General features: G+C 34.6%; 14 protein-coding genes and 1 pseudogene. 5 read left to right on the forward strand and 10 right to left on the reverse strand.

The window, feature by feature from the left end:
- Positions 1-74 precede the first annotated feature (74 nt).
- From ABF682_RS06275 to rlmD, 3 genes are all read right to left on the reverse strand, one after another.
- A complete protein-coding gene (locus ABF682_RS06275) occupies positions 75-1,205 on the reverse strand; it encodes an AI-2E family transporter (RefSeq protein WP_289980150.1) in 1,131 nt (376 codons plus the stop codon).
- A 139-nt stretch (positions 1,206-1,344) separates the two neighbouring features.
- A complete protein-coding gene (locus ABF682_RS06280; RefSeq protein ID WP_289980151.1) occupies positions 1,345-1,890 on the reverse strand; it encodes a DUF402 domain-containing protein in 546 nt (181 codons plus the stop codon).
- Between the two features lie 170 nt (positions 1,891-2,060).
- A complete protein-coding gene (gene rlmD, locus ABF682_RS06285; protein WP_415619301.1) occupies positions 2,061-3,455 on the reverse strand; it encodes a 23S rRNA (uracil(1939)-C(5))-methyltransferase RlmD in 1,395 nt (464 codons plus the stop codon).
- A 159-nt stretch (positions 3,456-3,614) separates the two neighbouring features.
- Between rlmD and tnpA the strand changes: the two are divergent.
- A pseudogene (gene tnpA, locus ABF682_RS06290) lies at positions 3,615-4,055 on the forward strand (IS200/IS605 family transposase).
- 70 nt (positions 4,056-4,125) lie between these two features.
- Positions 4,126-4,917: a RecX family transcriptional regulator gene (locus tag ABF682_RS06295; RefSeq protein WP_415619302.1), complete on the forward strand. Its 792-nt coding sequence runs from the start codon at positions 4,126-4,128 to the stop codon at positions 4,915-4,917.
- 160 nt (positions 4,918-5,077) lie between these two features.
- Here the strand turns inward: ABF682_RS06295 and ABF682_RS06300 are convergent, their stop codons facing one another.
- From ABF682_RS06300 to map, 4 genes are all read right to left on the reverse strand, one after another.
- A complete protein-coding gene (locus ABF682_RS06300; protein WP_289980158.1) occupies positions 5,078-5,932 on the reverse strand; it encodes a YihY/virulence factor BrkB family protein in 855 nt (284 codons plus the stop codon).
- 148 nt (positions 5,933-6,080) lie between these two features.
- Positions 6,081-6,632 carry a LysM peptidoglycan-binding domain-containing protein gene (locus ABF682_RS06305; protein ID WP_415619303.1) on the reverse strand — a complete coding sequence of 184 codons (552 nt, stop codon included), beginning with the start codon at positions 6,630-6,632 and terminating at the stop codon, positions 6,081-6,083.
- Between the two features lie 129 nt (positions 6,633-6,761).
- The gene (gene galU, locus ABF682_RS06310) at positions 6,762-7,634 is read right to left on the reverse strand and encodes a UTP--glucose-1-phosphate uridylyltransferase GalU (RefSeq protein ID WP_289980162.1); all 873 of its coding nucleotides are present in this window, start codon (positions 7,632-7,634) and stop codon (positions 6,762-6,764) included.
- 121 nt (positions 7,635-7,755) lie between these two features.
- Positions 7,756-8,544: a type I methionyl aminopeptidase gene (map, locus tag ABF682_RS06315; RefSeq protein ID WP_289980163.1), complete on the reverse strand. Its 789-nt coding sequence runs from the start codon at positions 8,542-8,544 to the stop codon at positions 7,756-7,758.
- Between the two features lie 134 nt (positions 8,545-8,678).
- On the opposite strand from map, the gene ABF682_RS06320 reads away from it, so the two are divergent.
- From ABF682_RS06320 to ABF682_RS06330, 3 genes are read left to right on the forward strand one after another with little or no spacing between them, the layout of a single operon-like run.
- Positions 8,679-9,131: a flavodoxin gene (locus ABF682_RS06320; RefSeq protein WP_289980166.1), complete on the forward strand. Its 453-nt coding sequence runs from the start codon at positions 8,679-8,681 to the stop codon at positions 9,129-9,131.
- A gap of 44 nt (positions 9,132-9,175) precedes the next feature.
- Positions 9,176-12,043 (forward strand): YfhO family protein, encoded by a 2,868-nt coding sequence (locus ABF682_RS06325; protein ID WP_415619304.1) that lies wholly within the window; start codon positions 9,176-9,178, stop codon positions 12,041-12,043.
- Between the two features lie 21 nt (positions 12,044-12,064).
- Positions 12,065-12,997, forward strand: coding sequence for a 2-hydroxyacid dehydrogenase (locus ABF682_RS06330; RefSeq protein WP_415619305.1), 933 nt, complete (start codon positions 12,065-12,067; stop codon positions 12,995-12,997).
- 177 nt (positions 12,998-13,174) lie between these two features.
- Here the strand turns inward: ABF682_RS06330 and ABF682_RS06335 are convergent, their stop codons facing one another.
- The 3 genes from ABF682_RS06335 to ABF682_RS06345 are packed head-to-tail and all read right to left on the reverse strand — an operon-like array spanning position 13,175 to position 17,326.
- Positions 13,175-13,792 carry a DUF1054 family protein gene (locus ABF682_RS06335; RefSeq protein WP_289980176.1) on the reverse strand — a complete coding sequence of 206 codons (618 nt, stop codon included), beginning with the start codon at positions 13,790-13,792 and terminating at the stop codon, positions 13,175-13,177.
- 28 nt (positions 13,793-13,820) lie between these two features.
- On the reverse strand, positions 13,821-15,602 hold the full coding sequence (locus ABF682_RS06340) for an ABC transporter ATP-binding protein (RefSeq protein WP_289980178.1): 1,782 nt from the start codon (positions 15,600-15,602) through the stop codon (positions 13,821-13,823).
- Positions 15,602-17,326, reverse strand: a complete 1,725-nt coding sequence (locus tag ABF682_RS06345) for an ABC transporter ATP-binding protein (RefSeq protein WP_289980180.1) — start codon at positions 17,324-17,326, stop codon at positions 15,602-15,604. Before ABF682_RS06345 ends, ABF682_RS06340 begins: the two co-directional genes overlap by 1 nt.
- Between the last annotated feature and the right edge of the window lie 9 nt (positions 17,327-17,335).

Raw genomic sequence — 17,335 nt, forward strand, 5'->3', positions numbered from 1 at the left:
GACTTTTCTGTTTCATCTACTGCTATGTTACAAGATACTAAATTCTACGTCAATTTCAATAAGCTCATCTTAAACTATTCATGAGAATTATTTTCTTTCTTATTTAACAGATAGATATCTCTGAAATATTTAATTACAACTTTTAAAACTGCATAAAAAGGTATTCCTAAAATCATTCCCATAAGTCCGGCTAGATTACCAGCAACCAATAATAATACAATGATTGTTAGGGGATGAATGTCAAGAGTTTTCCCAATTACATTCGGATAAATTAGGTTTCCATCAACCTGTTGGACGGTGATACACACGATAATAACTAGCATGACCATTTTAGGTGAAATTGAAATTGCGAGTAACAAAGCCGGTAAGACCCCGAAGTACGGTCCTAAATATGGAATGAGATTGGTAAAGGCAGCCATTACTCCCAATAAAAGAGCATATGGCATCCCTATCATAAAATATCCTAATGTGGTAAAAGTCGCTACAAAGGTACATTCAATAAATTGTCCTGCAATATATTTTGAAATTGTTTCACCCATTTTTCTCAATAGTGTTTCAACTTGTTTACCATGCTTATTAGGCATAAGTTTTTGAATATTTGGAATCAGTCGATGCCCATCCTTCAACATATAAAATAACATGAACGGAACGGTTAAAACTGTCACTGTAATACTCGTTACCATTCCAATTATCGAACCAAGACTCTTCGTGACAGTACTTAAAAAGCCCTCAACATACTTCAACAGATTTTTTTCTACGGTACCGATATAACTACTTATGTTTAACTGTTTCACCCACTCTTGCTGTGAAAAATCATCATAATAGCGATTTGTCATTTTTTGCACTGCTCTAATATAGTCAGGCGAATTTGAAATGAGTTGTCCAATCTGTGACACCAATATTGGAATCAAAAAGGCTAACGCAGCTGCAACGATGGCTATTAACAATAAAAATACGATTGCTACCGAACAAGTTCTATTCAAATAAAACTTGCCTATTTTAATTTTCATTAAAGATTTAACCAGCGGCTCCAATAGATAATACAAAAAACCAGAAATTATTACTGGGACAAATAAAGTTGAGATGAATGTTCCTACAGGCTCAAAAATAAAGCTTATCTTTGTACAAATCCAGATTAAAGTTGCAATCAAGAGAGCCTCAATTGTAACATATATTAATTTTGAGTTTTTTAATTTTTCAAACATTATCATTCATCCTCATATATTATTTGTTAACCTTATTTTCTCCTTTTGCTTTATAAAACATTTTTTTATTCGGAGTCGAGAAAAAGGCCAGATCAATATTCAACTTCTGACCCAGCCCCTCTCAGTTACAATTCAACGTTCACATGCGCCGCGACAATTCTAAATAGCGATTATACCAGATTCTGATGTATTCTTCAGAAAAAGGACCCTTCTGGTTATCAATCCAATCAACAAGTGTAAGTACATTGTGTTTTAGAATTTTGTCTGTGTCTTTTGAATAATTCCATTTAGCCCCATGTTCTTCATACTCATCCACATCAAGCAGCTTCTTCTCCCCATTTGGGAAAACCTTGACATCTAGATCATAATCGATATATTTTAATGCTTCACGGTCTAAAATTGCTGGCGAAGCAAGATTACAATAATACGAAATTCCATTGTCCCTGATCATAGCAATTATATTAAACCAGTAATGCTTATGAAAATAAACTAGCGCTGGTTCACGCGTAACCCAACGTCGCCCGTCAGATTCAGTTACAAGCGTATGATCATTACAACCAATCAGAGCATTTTCACTAGTTTTAAGTACCATTGTATCCCGCCATGTTCGATGCAAACTACCGTCGTGTTTATAACTTTTGATGGTGATAAAATCACCTTCTTTTGGTTCTCTTGCCTGATGCATGGTTAAAACCTGCCTTCTATAAACACAAGGTGTAACTCACACCGTTATCACTACCTATTATATCAAACTTCTTCGATAAAGCCCAAAAAAAATTAATTATTATTTTTAATTCGCCACCATTTTGCTTGGAAATTATTAAACTTAAATTTCAATACACTAAATTGTATTTTTTACCTTCTAGACAACTTAACGACTGCTTCACACCTTGCTGTTTGCGGAAACATATCAATTGATTGAATATAGTCAACATAATAGACCTGGGTAAGTTCCTTTAAGTCACGTGCAAGCGTTGATGGATTGCAAGAGACATATACAAATTTTCGCGGCTTAGCTTTTAAAATTGTTTTAATTAGCTTTGTATCCATGCCTGTTCGCGGTGGATCAACTACAAGCGCGTCAAAAGCAAAACCATTTTGCTGCCATTCTGGAATTAAATTTTCTGCTCTTCCAACTGTATACAAGAAATTATTTTGTTTATTCAATTTGGCATTAAGCTTTGCATCCTCAATTGCTTCAGGAGTTATATCCATCCCACGAATTTCATTAGTCTCATTTGCTACAAACAGACCAATCGTTCCTACACCACAATACGCATCAATCAGTTTCTCTGCTTTGCCCAAAGCAAGCGCCTTTTTTACCTCCTCATACATTTTTTGTGTTTGATAGGGGTTCAATTGGAAAAATGCTCGTGCTGATAATTTAAATTCAACATTGCCTAATTTTTCCGTAATGTATTCATTACCACTGAGCAACTTAGTTGTCTTTCCCCATACTAATGAGGTCTTGCCCTTATTTATATTTTGTAAAACAGAAGTAACCTCAGGCAAATTGTTATTAATTTCTTCGAAAAGAAATCGCTTCTTTGGTAATTTCTCTGAATTTGTAATAAAAACGACTTGCACCTCTCCAGTCGCAAATGACTCCCGAACAACAATTGTCTTTATAATTCCAGAATTATTTTTTTCATCATAAATAGGTATCTCCAAATTTTCAAGATACTTACAAATTTTCCTAATTACTTTCATTGTTAATGGTCTTTGAGTGCTAAAAGTCGGCAAGTCCACTAGGTCATGTGTCCCTCTTTTGTACAATCCCGCAATTACTTTTCCTTCAATTGTTTTTCTCACTTGAAACTGTGCCTTATTTCGATATTCAAATGGATGTTTCATTCCAATAGTTGGTAGAAGCTTGAATCTCTGATATCCTTGTGGTTTGAACTTTTCTAATGCTTGTGCAAAAACATCTTTCTTAAATTTTAATTGTTCTTCATATTTGAGATGTTCTAGCTCTATTCCGCCAACATCATAATTATCTTTCTTCTCAATCCTGTAAGGACTTTTTGTTCTAATCTGATGAATTTTAGCAGTCGCATACTTGCCATTATCTTCTACAACTTCCGCCACAACCACTTCATTAGGCAATGCTCCTTCAACAAAAATAACTTTGTGTTTAAAATATCCGATTCCTTCACCATTAATACCTAGTCGCTTAATTGTTAACGGAAACCTTTTCCCAGAAACTAACAGATTTTGTCCACTATCTTGATTTCTTTTCTTATATTGCATTACAAAACTCCTCAACTTACATTCTTAATTGCTTAATTATATCATTTAATCTTTTTCGCTCATATGTTGTGACTTACATTATCTAAAGTACCGAGCTTCCAGAAATAAGCATAACATATGTTAATTTAAAGTCCGATATATTTATGTTATTATTTGGTGATGGGAGATATACGTATGTTAAAATACAATCGAACCAATGTTTATGACTTTAATTTCCATTTAGTGTTTGTCACTAAATACAGAAAGAATATTTTTACCAATGAACAAGCTAGAAGTGTTATGAAAGACATCTTGTACACAATAGCAAACAATAACAATACTGAAATTGAATATATTGAGGTTATGCCTGACCATGTTCATATGATGTTAAGTTTTTCTCCAAAACAGACACCCAGTTCCATTGTTAAGTCTTTTAAAGGAACAACTTCAGCTAGAGAGTGGTTTAAACAGTTTCCAGAAACAAAAGAATAGCTTTGGGAAGGACATCTATGGTCGCATAGCTATTTTATGAGTACTTTAGGAAATGTTTCAAAAGAAGTAGTTGCTAATTATATTGAAAATCAATTAACAGAATACAATTCTGGTCGGTCAAGACACTAATTTATCTTACGATTAAAATCATAATTTTTCTTAGTTACCGACCCTATAAAAAAACTGAAAGGAATTTATTATGCCCAGAATCTTAACAAAAATTCAGGCTCAAAAAAAGCCAGGTCGATTCAACCTTTTCATAGATGGTAAATACATCTTCTCAGTCTCAGAAACAGTCTTAGTTGAAAACCACCTTCATAAGGGACAAGAGCTCACTGATGAATTAATTGCACATCTAATTAGTTCTGAAGATTTCTCTAAAATATATCAAAAAGCTTTGAATTATCTGAGTTATCAATTAAGAAGTGAAAAAGAAATTGATAATCATTTAAAAAAAAGCTCTGATGATATCTTATTAATTGAAAAAGTAAAAGATAAACTTCGCGCTTATAATCTCTTGGATGATACAAAATATGCTGCCAGTTATGTAAGAACGATGGTCAACACTTCAGACAAGGGATTCAACGTCATTAGAAATAATTTACGAACAAAAGGTATCTCAGAAAACAATATTGAGCAGGCAAAGCTTGATTATGATTCCACCAAAGTGACCGCCAAATTAGAAGCTTTAATTCCAAAACTCATCCATCAGTATCGGAATCAACCATCAAAAATACGTATTCAGAAAATCAAGCAACGACTTATTGCAAAGGGATATAATACTACAGAATTTGTAGATATCCTTGCTGCCGACTATTCTAACGATTCAGATCATGAAGATGAACTTTTGTTGAATAATGTAGAAAAACTTTGGAATAAATATAATAACAGCCATCTCACAGATTCTCAGAAAAAACTAAAAATAAAGCAAACTCTTTATCGTAAAGGGTTTGCTTTAGACAAAATCACTAATAAACTTGATGAACTTTAGAGTGTGACACAAGGCGAGAAAATTTGAGTACTAACTAAAATTATGAACATAGCATGCTCTTTGCTATGAGTAATTTGAAGTTAGACGGAAGATTTTGCCTTGCGGAACACGTTTAATCAGAGTGCGATACAAAGCGGGAAAATTTGAGTACTAACTAAAATTAACTTTCAACTTTTTTCTTAATATATTCTTTTAACTTTGCTTTCTTAACTTTAATTTCCTTATAAAAATATTTTTCAAGTGATGCATTCAACACCGCACCTATCATTATGATCCATCCAGAATAATTGAGCCAAAACAGTAACACGATGAACGTTCCAATTGTTCCATAACTAAGTACAGACTTAGCAAAATAATGTACATAGATAGAAAATCCTTGTGCCAATGCAATCCACCCCAGTGTTGCAACTGTAGCTCCCGGTATAATTAAATGTAGATGCAACTTAGCATTTGGAAGAAAATAATAAATTAGACTTATTATAAAAAATAGTCCCAGCAAGGTAACTGGCCATTTCAATGTACTGAAAATATTTCCTAACTCTCTTGGTAACTGAAAAATAGGTGTTAAATATTCAAGGATTGTTTGTCCAAAACTGAATAGTAAAATAATTGCAATCATTAAGAAAATGAAGATCAATGTTAAGAAAAAAGAAATAATTCTGGCAGTAATTGCGCTTTGTGACTCCTCGACCCCATATGTCTCATTAAAAGCCAGTTTAAGTGCATTAACACCTCGACTCGTTGCCCATAATGCTACAAGAGCACTCACAGAAATCAAACCGCCGCTGCTGTGATCTAAGAAAGAAATTATAATCGGATATAATGTTTTATAAATTGTCGCTGGAACTGCCGATTCTAAGTACACTAAAACTGTAGAAGCCTTGATATTTAGAAGTGGTAGCGTATTTCCAAGCAAAATTATCGATGGAAAAATTGCTAGCAAGGCGTAATAAGCAATAACAATTGAAGTGTTATTAATATTAATACTAGAAGATCTTTTTATTAAGTCTTTCACAACTTCCTTAATTGCAATAGTATTAAATTCTCTTTTTCTAATTTTTTACTCCCCCTGTTCGTTTGCTAATTATAGCACGGTAGGAATTAAAAATTAATTACTAAGGACTGAACAACAATCTATTTAAAAAACACACCGCCTTAATTATTTAGTCAGTGCTAGAGGTCCGCGATGAATTCGTGCTTGACGATCCTGTGCTTGTTGGAACTCTTAGAGTCGTCCCAGTAGAAATAGTCCCTGTACTCAAATCATTAATGGTCATCAATCTGGTAACTGTCGTTCCATACTCATTGGCAATAGTGGACAATGTATCACCTGCCTCAACTACATAGCTCTTGTAAGTTGAAGAGGTTGTTGCAGCAGTTGAGTTCATCGCTTCACTACTTGATACCCCACTACTTTTCTTATTTACTTCTGAACTACTCGACTTGCTGCTTCCAGAAGTATCTGTTGTTGAGCTTTTTTGACTGCTCTCGCTATCAGATGCACTAGCTTTGCCATACTTTTTTTGAGCAATACTCTGCTGCTTTTGATACTCTACTTTTTGTGATTTTACACTATCACTGAAGACACCTGTAAACTTATCTCGGATAAATGTATTAGTCCCCCCTAAGATACAAATAGCAACCACCACGATTATGGTTATCAATCCCCATAATACTTTTTTGTTCGTCCTAGTATGGCTTTTTTTTCTAGCCATTCTCATACCCCCAATAAATAATTTCTAAAAAAGTTTCCAAAGTTAATTATCAGATATATCTTAAATAAATTCAATAAAAATATGAAAAAAGATTCGTCTAAAAAAACGAATCTTTTTTTGCTTCAAACTTTATTTCAATTTTTTGGATAATTCCTTAATGTAAGCAATTAAGTCATCCTTAACTTCAGGATGCTCAAGACCAAACTGGATTGAAGTTTTTAGATAGCCAAACTTGTATCCAACGTCAAACCGCTCACCCTTAAATTCATGTGCAAATACCCGTTGAATTTTATTTAGCCTATCAATTGCATCCGTTAATTGAATTTCATTACCTGCACCTGGTTTTTGCGTTTCTAACATTCCAAATATCTCAGGTGTCAAAAGATAACGTCCAATAATTGCAAGATCACTAGGAGCTTTGTCAACATCCGGTTTTTCAACAAACTGCTTTACATCAAATAGCCCCTTGCTCGTTTCGGAACCCGGATCGATTACCCCATACTTATTAACTTCTTCGTGGGGAACACGCATTACAGCAAGTGTTGAAGCATGTGTTTGATCGTAGCGGTCAATTAGCTGCTTAGTCAATGGAACCTTATCCCTCATCAAGTCATCACCAAGCATCACGACAAAAGGCTCATTTCCTACAAAGTCTTTTGCCATCAAAACAGCATCGCCAAGTCCTCTAGGATGTGACTGTCGAATAAAGTACAGGTTAATATCTGTTGTTTGCTCAACAAGTTTTAATAATTCAGTCTTCCCTTTTTCTTTAAGATTTTGTTCTAATTCAGGAACGGAATCAAAATGATCTTCAATTGGTCGCTTACCTTTTCCAGTTACAACTAAGATATCTTCAATTCCAGATTTTTTTGCCTCTTCCACAATATATTGGATTGTTGGCTTATCAATTATGGGCAACATTTCCTTAGCAAGTGCCTTAGTTGCTGGTAAAAAACGAGTTCCCAAACCAGCAGCAGGGATAACGGCTTTTCTAACTTTCATAAGTACTAGCTCCTTCTTATACGCTTTTCTACGATTATAACACTTATTCTATTCGTAACAATCATCAGCAATTTTTGTTATCAGCGGAATAACAAAATCTATTTTATAAAAAAAATTAACATTAATCAAGCAAATATTTTTTATCAAATTCTGGATCTTGTGAAGTTAAAATTTTAGGACCATCTTCGGTGATTACAAGTGTATGTTCAAATTGGCATGACAGACTTCCATCGGCTGTCCGTGCAGTCCAGCCATTTGGATCATCCATCTCAGCTCTCCATGTTCCCATATTAATCATTGGTTCAATAGTGATAGTCATTCCTGCACGCAGTCTCAGTCCTTTTCCAGCTTCGCCGTAGTGTGGAACACTAGGATTTTCATGCATCGTTGGCCCAATTCCATGACCGATAAAATCACGAACATCACCATATCCATTAACATCTTCAGTATAGTGTTGAATCACAGCACCAATATCACCAATTCTTTTTCCAACTTGGGCCTGTTCTATGCCTAAATAAAGTGCTTCTTTTGTTACTTTCATCAAGCGGTCAATCTCTGGCGTTGATTTTCCCACAACATAACTCCAACATGAATCGCTCATCGCACCATGATAATTGACAACAGTATCAACCTTGATTAAATCTCCATCCTTCAAAATCAGCCCTTTTCTTGGGAAACCATGACAAATCTCATCATTTATGCTAATACATGTTGCATACTTATAACCCTCAAAACCAATTTGTTCAGGAATTGCACCGTTATCTTTAAAGTACTTACGTGCAAATTTTTCAATCTCCCAACTAGAAATTCCTGGCTTAATAATATCTCGCAATCCGACATGCATCCCTGCAAGAATTGCACCCGACTTTGCCATTTCTTTAATTTCTCGTGGTGATTTCAATGTAATCATAATTCTTTGCCTCCAATTTAATATACATATCTATTATATCCTAAATTTAGCATAATGTTTCAATTACTTTAAATGCAAATATAAAGTTCTGTTATAATAACTAGTGATAGATTACTGAAAGAGGGTCAATATGAATGACTAAAGCTAAGGTTGTATTTGCTTCAATTACCGGAAATAATGAGGACATTGCTGATATTGTGACAGAAAAATTGGAAAAAAAGAACATCACTGTCGATATTGAAGAAATCTCACAGTGCGATCCATCTGATTTTGAAGATGTCGATTTGTGCATTGTTGTACCCTATACATATGACGAGGGTGCACTTCCTGATGAGGGAATTGACTTTTTTGAAGAATTAGAGAACCTCGACCTAACAGGAAAAATTTATGGAGTTGCAGGCTCTGGTGATACTTTCTATGGTGAATATTATTGTGTTGCTGTTGACAAATTTGCGGCAGCTTTCGAAAAAACAGGCGCTACCAAGGGTACTACAAGTGTAAAAATAAACCTAGCTCCAGACACAGAAGAAGCCTTGCAACAATTGGATGTTTTTGTAAATGAGTTGGCAGCAAAAATAAGTAAATAATCTTTTCTGTACTTATTAGTTAGTTTTTTCTAGGAGGAGTTTCTTTGACATTCTCATTTACTAAAAAAAATAATTTGAAGTTGTACTTGCAATATACTGCAATTTTTGCTCTTATTGCTTTTTTTGTGTATGGTACATATTTTGTTACCGGTCACTCTCTAATCTGGCATCTAGATGGTGCACAACAACATCTTCCATTGTTAGAAGAGTTTCGTAAAACACTGCTCAACATACTAAGACACCCCTTTTCACCTTGGCCTCAATGGTCATTCAAGCTTGGACTTGGTGGGGATATTTTCCAAATTAATGCTTACTATGTTACAGGTGATCTTTTTAATTATTTGATTTTATTATTTCCAGCTTCCAAAATTATTTTTGCATATCAATTTTTAATTATACTGCGGCTATATTGTGTTGGCCTTATTTTTTGTTATTTTGCATCTCATTTTTCTTTTAAAAACACAATAATTCTTTCTGGAACAGTTGTCTACTTATTCAATGCATTCTTGCTTTATGCTAATATTGCCCAGCCTTTCTTTTCCATCCCTTTTATGATTTTCCCATTATTAATACTTGGAATTGAGCGTGTGTTGCAGCAAAAATCAATTTGGCCTTTAACATTCGCTTTTTGCTGGATGCTTTTTAGCAATTTTTATTTTGCCTATATTCTAGGATTTGGTGCACTATTATATTTGGGACTACGCTATCTAATAACTTATCGCAAAAAAATAGGATTTTTCAAAACTTTTTTCAAGCTGGGATTAAGTACAATCATCTCACTTTCCATAACCGCTATTTTATGGGTTCCAGAGATGCTGGCTGTCTTTTCATCTACACGCAGTAATGCCCCTTTCGCAAACGGCTTACGCCTTTATCCACTTTACTATTACCTTGCACTGCCTTCACAATTAATTAATGGCGGCAATCGTAATTTCTATTTCTGGAGTGCCTTGGGATTTGCCAGTATCAGTTTTTTTGCAATTGTCTTTATTCTTATCAAGATAAAGAATTATCCGTTGCTGGGTACAAGTTTTATTTTAGGTTTAATAATGCTGTTGTTTCCACAATTTGGCGCACTATTTAACGGTCTAACTTCTCCCTCTAATCGTTGGACTCTAATGCTATCACTCCCAATTGCGATTTCAGTCTGCATATTAATTGGACAACTTGATAAGTTAACGCATAAAACAAAATTAACTTTAACTTATTGTCTTGCAATATATAGCTGCTGGATTTTTTTAACTTACTTCTTTCAGAATGATGAGAAGCTTTTTATTCCAATGGCCTTTTTATTTATTAGTTATGGCTTTTTAATCTACTACTCAAGTGGGCAAAAGAACCATTCTAATTATGCTTTTCTAGCCTTAATTGTAGTCAATGTTATTTTCAACGCTATTTATTTTGAAGCTCCTTATAATGGTGGTTATTCAAACGAAATGCTTCCTCTCAAAAGCTTCGAAAAACTTATTAAAACAAGGTATGCTGGTTTGGATAAGGATATAAAGTCATCCAATTCATATCGCGTTTCAACCATTAGTCAAAATTATAACTTAGGTAACAGTTTCCATATGTACAATGCACAGCCTAATAAATTAAATTCAATTACCTCATATTATTCATTACAAAATGTTAACGTTGGTGATTTTGCTCGCAAAATGCAAAACTCACAATACGAAGCAAATATTCCAATTAGTCAGTTCAGTGACAGAACTGTCTTAAATAACTTTTTAGGTGTCAGATATATTTTTGCCCAAATAAACCAGCAAAATTCAGCTAAAATTCCAGTTAATTACCTGCCCGAAAAAGCCTCAACTCGGTCAACAAGTGGAAGTGACAATCAATCAGACAGTAATGACACGCAAACTATCCGCTATAGAACCAAACAAGCTTTTCCACTTATCTATTGGCAAAATACTGTCATTGATTCTAAGCAATTAAAATCAATGACAACAACTGCTAAGGAACGTGCGTTAGCATCTGGAGTACGTGTAAGTAATTCAATAACTAAACACTATCCCAAAGCAAAATTAACAAATGACACACAAGAACTCGAATACTATCTCGTTTCCAGTCGTGGCAACATTGTAAGTACATCCAAGCTTGAACATTTAGACAGTACGGAAACCTACAAAATTATCTTGAAAAATCCAGATAATTATAAAGACAGTGAATTGCATATTGAACTTAGCAATATCAAATATCATCAATTATCACTAACAAATCAGATTCAGATTGAACAAATTAAGCAGGCCACACTTACTTCAAATGGGATTATTACTAATAATGACAGCTATAATTACTACCGCTACCTTCGCTATCACATTCTAAATGGTTCGCCTGATAACAGCTTTAGCATAAAGGTTTCTTCGAGCCTAGGAACAGAAAGCATTACCCAGCCCAAGCAATCAGAATTGTCATTTTATAAGACCGTAACATCTGGCGTGCTAAATCTAGGATACTTTACTTCGACTCCCAAGTATTTTACTTTAACACCATCCAAATTGGGAACATATGATTTCAAGCTTAAAATTGTTGCTGAAAAATTGGGAAAAACGTATAACAAAGAAGTTGCAAAAATTCAAAAAAACCGCTTAAAATCGTTGAAGTTCTCCAAAAATAATATTACTGGTACAATTAAAACTATTAAAAATGGAATTTTAACTTCATCAATTCCATTTTCTAAAGGTTGGAGTATCTATGATAATGGTAAAAGATTAAAAGCTATTAAGACAAATACAGGATTTTTAGGAGCACAACTCCAATCTGGATCTCATCACATTCAATTAATCTACTCCACTCCCGGATTGAAGAGTGGTAAATTAATATCGGTAATTGGCACCATTTTGACAATCACATCATTATCTTTACTTATTTTAATTAGAAAACTATTTTTTCACAAAACAAAAAAATAGTTTATCAAGGGAGGCTCATTTATGAATAAAATACTACTATTAGGTGACTTGGTTCCACAAGCCAAACAAAGGATTTCAGATTTAGGCTATGACTTTACTTTATTACCCAACGCTCAGGCTTTTGATCAACTTGTACCGCAAGAATTCTCTGCATATGAGGGAATAATCGTGCGCAACATTGAGCCTGTTGATCCGAGATTTATTACCGCATTACCAAATTTAAAAATTATCGCGCGTAATGGAGCTGGTACCGATAACGTTCCACTTAAATTAGCAACTGATATGAATATTTGGGTCTCTAATACTCCGGGTGCTAACGCTCAAGCCGTCGCTGAACATAGCTTAGCACTTGCAATCTACTTACTAAAAGGCTTGGGCTATAACAAGATGAATAGGAAAAATGATTTATCACCAGCGACAGGTACAGAACTGCATGGAAAAACTGTAGGAGTTGTGGGTTGGGGATTCATCGGTAAAAAATTTGCTGAACTGATGTCTGCGTTAGGTGCGCACGTTATTTTTTATAATCGTTCAAAAAGAGAATCAACTTATGCTAAGCAGGTCAGCTTAGATGAACTATTTTCAACAAGTAACATTATCTCACTTCATCTCCCAGTAACATCAGATACAAAATATATGATTACCGATGAAGTTATCAAGAACACCAAAAAGCAACCTATCTTACTTAATACAAGTCGTGGTGAGCTAGTTAGAAATTCTGTTTTGCTTAAAGGCTTGCAGCGGGGCTTGTTAAGTGCCGTGGGCTTGGATGTATACGATAATGACGAAATTTCACTTGAAAAACTAATCGCTGATCCTAATGTAATTATTACAAATCATGCTGCTGCACTGACTACCGAAAGCCTTGAAGCAATGGCATTCGGTGCAATTGCTAACGTTGATGCAGCGATTAAACACGGAAAACCGCTAAACCCAGTTAATACACTTGCTTAGTCATATGCTTTAATTTACATCTATAGTTAAAATTAAATAACAAATAGGGTCTGTGACAAAAGTTAACTTTTGTCACAGACCCATTATTATTTATTACGAATAAACTTATTTTATAAGTCAAAATTCTCCGTCTAACTCGAAGTTTCCTCGACTTATATCACACTCATTTTTTTGATATTAATCTCTAACTATACTACTCATTGCAGCCTGATAAACAGGGACTAATTTCGCAAAAACATTATACATTGTAGTAATGAACTCTTCACTGCCATTTTTTTTAAAATATTCTTTGGGAAAAACTTTTCCAATTTGAAATTCACCTTTTTTTATATTTTCCCATCTTTTCAGATCTTCAATCAGATTTACACTTCCAACTTTTTCAGTCTTACTTTTAGTATGATCGAGTGACACATCAAAATCTTTTGGCAGAGCAAATATTTTTTCTGGATTATTGACAAATGCAGCAGCCATTTTTTCTTCTCCCTTGGGATTATCAATAAATGACAACCACAGTGCAAGATAGTCTTTATTGACTGCTATTTGAAAATGTGGTTCCATTTTGTATCCTCTTTTTTGTTGGCTAAATGCGCACCATGTGATTTCTGGAGCGTACTTTGTTCTTCTCCGATGTTGTGCCACATGTGCGTAGAACTCTTTGCCACATTGTGACTCAAAGAAAGGAATCAGCTTTCCCGCTAGTACCTTAAATTCTGGCTGCACATTTTCTCTAATAACCTGCATTCTCTCATCAAGTCCTTGTACTAGGAAGACGTTAAAAAATTCCTTTGCTATCATGCATACCTACCTCTTATTTTGTAATTATCTATTCAAATACCATTTGATTAACATACAGATTGTAATAGAAGCCCTTTTCCTTCAGCAATTTTTGATGGGTCCCCCGTTCTATCACTATTCCATCTTTTAAAACAATAATTTCATCTGCTTCCACGATTGTTTTAAGACGATGAGCAATGACAAAACTTGTTCTGCCAGCAATCACGTTATCCATCGCCTTTTTAATCTTTTCTTCTGTAACCATATCAACATTTGAGGTTGCCTCATCTAAAATTAAGAAACTAGGATCAGTTAACAATGTTCTGGCAATACTAAGTAATTGTTTCTGACCCACAGATAATACAGAATTTTCATCATTGACCTTGGTTTCGTATTTGTCTGGTAAGCTCTCAATATAGTCATGAATATGTGCCTGTTTTGCCGCAGCAATCATTTGCTTATCAGTTGCTTCTGGTAATCCAAATTTGATGTTGTCTGCAATTGTCCCTGAAAATAGAATTGAGTCCTGTAATACGATTCCAACATTTTTACGTAGAGAATGCAGTTCAAAATCTTTTACATTTGTTCCATCAAATAGAACTTCCCCATTTGTTACATCGTAAAAACGATTCAACAAATTCATCACAGTCGTTTTACCTGAGCCAGTTGGTCCAACTAAAGCAACCATCTTGCCCTTTTTCACAGCAATATCAATTCCATGTAAAATTTCTTTCCCGCTGTTGTATTCAAAGTGAACATTTTTCAGCGCGACATCCTCATTAATCTTCAAAAGTTCACGTCCGTCTTTATTTACTTGCTCTTCGGGTTGTTTTAGCACATTACTCAATCTTTTAGCACCCGTTAATGCCAATTGCAGCATGGAATACATGGATGTAATCTGCGTAATAGGTTGAAAGTATTGCTGTGAATACTGTACAAATGTAACTACTAAACCCAGCCCAACAGCCTTGCTTACATCACCATTGATTACCATCCAAGAACCATATGCTATGACAATTGCCAAGTTAAGCAGTGACAATCCCTGCATTAATGGGAAAAGCATCCCTGAATATAGTTGCCCTTTAAACGTCGACTTCCGCACACGTTCATTTAAACTCTTGAAACCTTCCACAGACTTTTCTTGAAGTCCATTGGTGATAATTATTTTTTCACCATTAATTTGCTCATTAATATACCCGTTTAACTGACTGATTTCATCTTGCTGATTATCAATGTAATACCTTGCCTTCCGAATAACAAAAAAAGCAATTAAAACCACAATTGGTGTTAAGGCGACAGTCGCCCATGCCAACTTCACATTCAATGAAAACATCATCCAGATGACCCCTATGTAGAGTACTACCTGTGAAATCAATTCGAAAATCGCTTGATTCATCGCATTAAAAATGTTATCTAAATCGGATGTAAACAATGATAGAATTTTACCATCTTGGTGTCTATCAAAATAGCTGATCGTCATCTTTTGCAGCTTGCTAAACAATCCGCGTTGCATCTTATTAGTTGATAAGGCATTTATCCGAGAGATCAACAAGCTTGAGATCAGCATGGTACATATTGATAAAAGATAAAAACCCAGTATCATCCAAAGTGCATTGTGAAAGCTGTCTAAGGATGCCTCTTGATGAGTTGCCGGATTCATATAGGCAACTAAATATCTGCTGAGGTTTGTCATAGCTTTTCCAAGATAAACTGGTGCTTTTATCTGTGCCCAAGTAGAAACAATTGTTAATGCTACAACAAAGAGCAACCCTTTCCAGTAAGGTTTTAAATAATGTTTGAAATATGCAATTGATAACTTAAAATCCTTCACTATGCTTGTCCTCCTATCCGTGAAAGCTGTGCAGCATATATTTCTTGATAAATTGGTGAACTCTTTAATAATTCCGAGTGTGTCCCTATTCCAACTAACTCACCATTATCAAGCACTAAAATCGTGTCTGCTTTTATTACTGAAGATATTTTTTCAGCAATCATAAAGACTGTTGTCGCTTGCATCTTACTTTCAAGCGCCTTTTGCACCAATTTCTCAGATTTTGCATCCAATGCAGACGTTGAATCATCAAGAATTAATATTTGAGGCTTTCCAATGATTCCCCGTGCAATTGACAACCTTTGCTTTTGGCCACCAGAAAAGTTGGCCGAGCGCTCCTCAACATGATGTTTTACACCATCCTCATATTTATCGACAAACTCCTTAGCCTGAGCTACGTCTAGTGCCCATTCCATCTCTTCATTTGTTGCATCAGCTTTACCTTGTTTTAAATTGTCTGCGATTGTACCGGAAAAAAGAATAGATTTTTGTAAAACAAAACTAACGGTTGTACGTAATGTTGCTGCAGTAATTGTCTGTAAATTTTTACCGCCAATCTTAACGCCACCTTTTGTTGGGTCATATAAGCGCGCAATCAACTGTGCCAAAGTTGTTTTACCAGATCCTGTAGAACCAACAATTCCGACAAAACTACCAGCTTTAATTTTAAATGAAACGTTTTTTAAAGAATCATCATTAGCATTGGGGTAAGCAAAACTAACATTCTCAAATTCAACATCTGAGGTTAAAGAATTTTCATCTGAGCTGGTATTGAACACAACATCAGGTTTTGTTTCTAATACCTCTTTGACACGTTTTAATGCAATCATTCCTCTAGATGCCATTGTCATTGTCATCGCACCAATTATGATAGCAAACATTAATTGCATCAGATAAGAGATAAAGGATGCAATTGCTGCTAAATCATTTGGATGGCTTACAATTTTTGCTCCAATAAAATAAACTGCTAGTAAAATCATCAAATTTGAAATTAACATAAAAGCAGGAATCAATAATGAAAATAAGTATCCAATTGTCAAATTCAAATTTTTCAGTTCATCTGCTGTCGCCGCAAATTTCTTGGTTTCATTTTTTTCTTGGTTGAATGATTTAACAACCCTAATACCCTGCATCGATTCCTTAGCAACTGTATTCATCTGATCCAACCACTTTTGAAATCTTCCAAACAAATTACCCATATGCGAGAAAACAGCACCTGTTAACGATAATATCAATAGAATCATTACAATTTCAATCCACCATAATCTAGGAATTGTAATAATTCCCAAGATAAACGCCCCCACAAAAAGGATTGGAATTCGTAGTATTTGTGTCAACATTGTCATAACTAGGTTCAAAATCTGATTCATGTCATTGATTAATCTCACAACTAAACTGCCAGCTGAAAACTTTTCAATATTTCCAAAAGAAAATTTTTGAACTTTAGCATATAAATCTGCTCTTAAATCTGTGGTAACTGACTGTGCGACTTTAGCAGAAAAAAATGTACTTGCAATCCCCGCAACGATTCCGACTAGTGCTAAAACAATCAGCTGAATTCCATAGTCATAGACCTCATTACGATTATTTGCAATGATCGCCTTCATAATTGTTTGTAAAAGCTTAGGCTGCCATAAGGTGCTTCCGGCAAGTACAATTACCGAAATAACGGCACCAATTATTGATAGATAATTATTTTTCAAATAGGGTTTTAAAATTCCCATATAAACATT

Origin of the sequence: Liquorilactobacillus sp., from assembly GCF_047719775.1 — a bacterium.
GTDB lineage: Bacteria > Bacillota > Bacilli > Lactobacillales > Lactobacillaceae > Liquorilactobacillus.

Excerpts from the sequence above, each read along its gene's own strand:
- ABF682_RS06275 (WP_289980150.1), bottom strand. The coding sequence starts at position 1,205 with ATGTTTGAAAAATTAAAAAACTCAAAATTAATATATGTTACAATTGAG.
- ABF682_RS06280 (WP_289980151.1), bottom strand. The coding sequence starts at position 1,890 with ATGCATCAGGCAAGAGAACCAAAAGAAGGTGATTTTATCACCATCAAA.
- rlmD (WP_415619301.1), bottom strand. The coding sequence starts at position 3,455 with ATGCAATATAAGAAAAGAAATCAAGATAGTGGACAAAATCTGTTAGTT.
- ABF682_RS06295 (WP_415619302.1), top strand. The coding sequence starts at position 4,126 with ATGCCCAGAATCTTAACAAAAATTCAGGCTCAAAAAAAGCCAGGTCGA.
- ABF682_RS06305 (WP_415619303.1), bottom strand. The coding sequence starts at position 6,632 with ATGGCTAGAAAAAAAAGCCATACTAGGACGAACAAAAAAGTATTATGG.
- galU (WP_289980162.1), bottom strand. The coding sequence starts at position 7,634 with ATGAAAGTTAGAAAAGCCGTTATCCCTGCTGCTGGTTTGGGAACTCGT.
- map (WP_289980163.1), bottom strand. The coding sequence starts at position 8,544 with ATGATTACATTGAAATCACCACGAGAAATTAAAGAAATGGCAAAGTCG.
- ABF682_RS06320 (WP_289980166.1), top strand. The coding sequence starts at position 8,679 with ATGACTAAAGCTAAGGTTGTATTTGCTTCAATTACCGGAAATAATGAG.
- ABF682_RS06330 (WP_415619305.1), top strand. The coding sequence starts at position 12,065 with ATGAATAAAATACTACTATTAGGTGACTTGGTTCCACAAGCCAAACAA.
- ABF682_RS06335 (WP_289980176.1), bottom strand. The coding sequence starts at position 13,792 with ATGATAGCAAAGGAATTTTTTAACGTCTTCCTAGTACAAGGACTTGAT.
- ABF682_RS06345 (WP_289980180.1), bottom strand. The coding sequence starts at position 17,326 with ATGGGAATTTTAAAACCCTATTTGAAAAATAATTATCTATCAATAATT.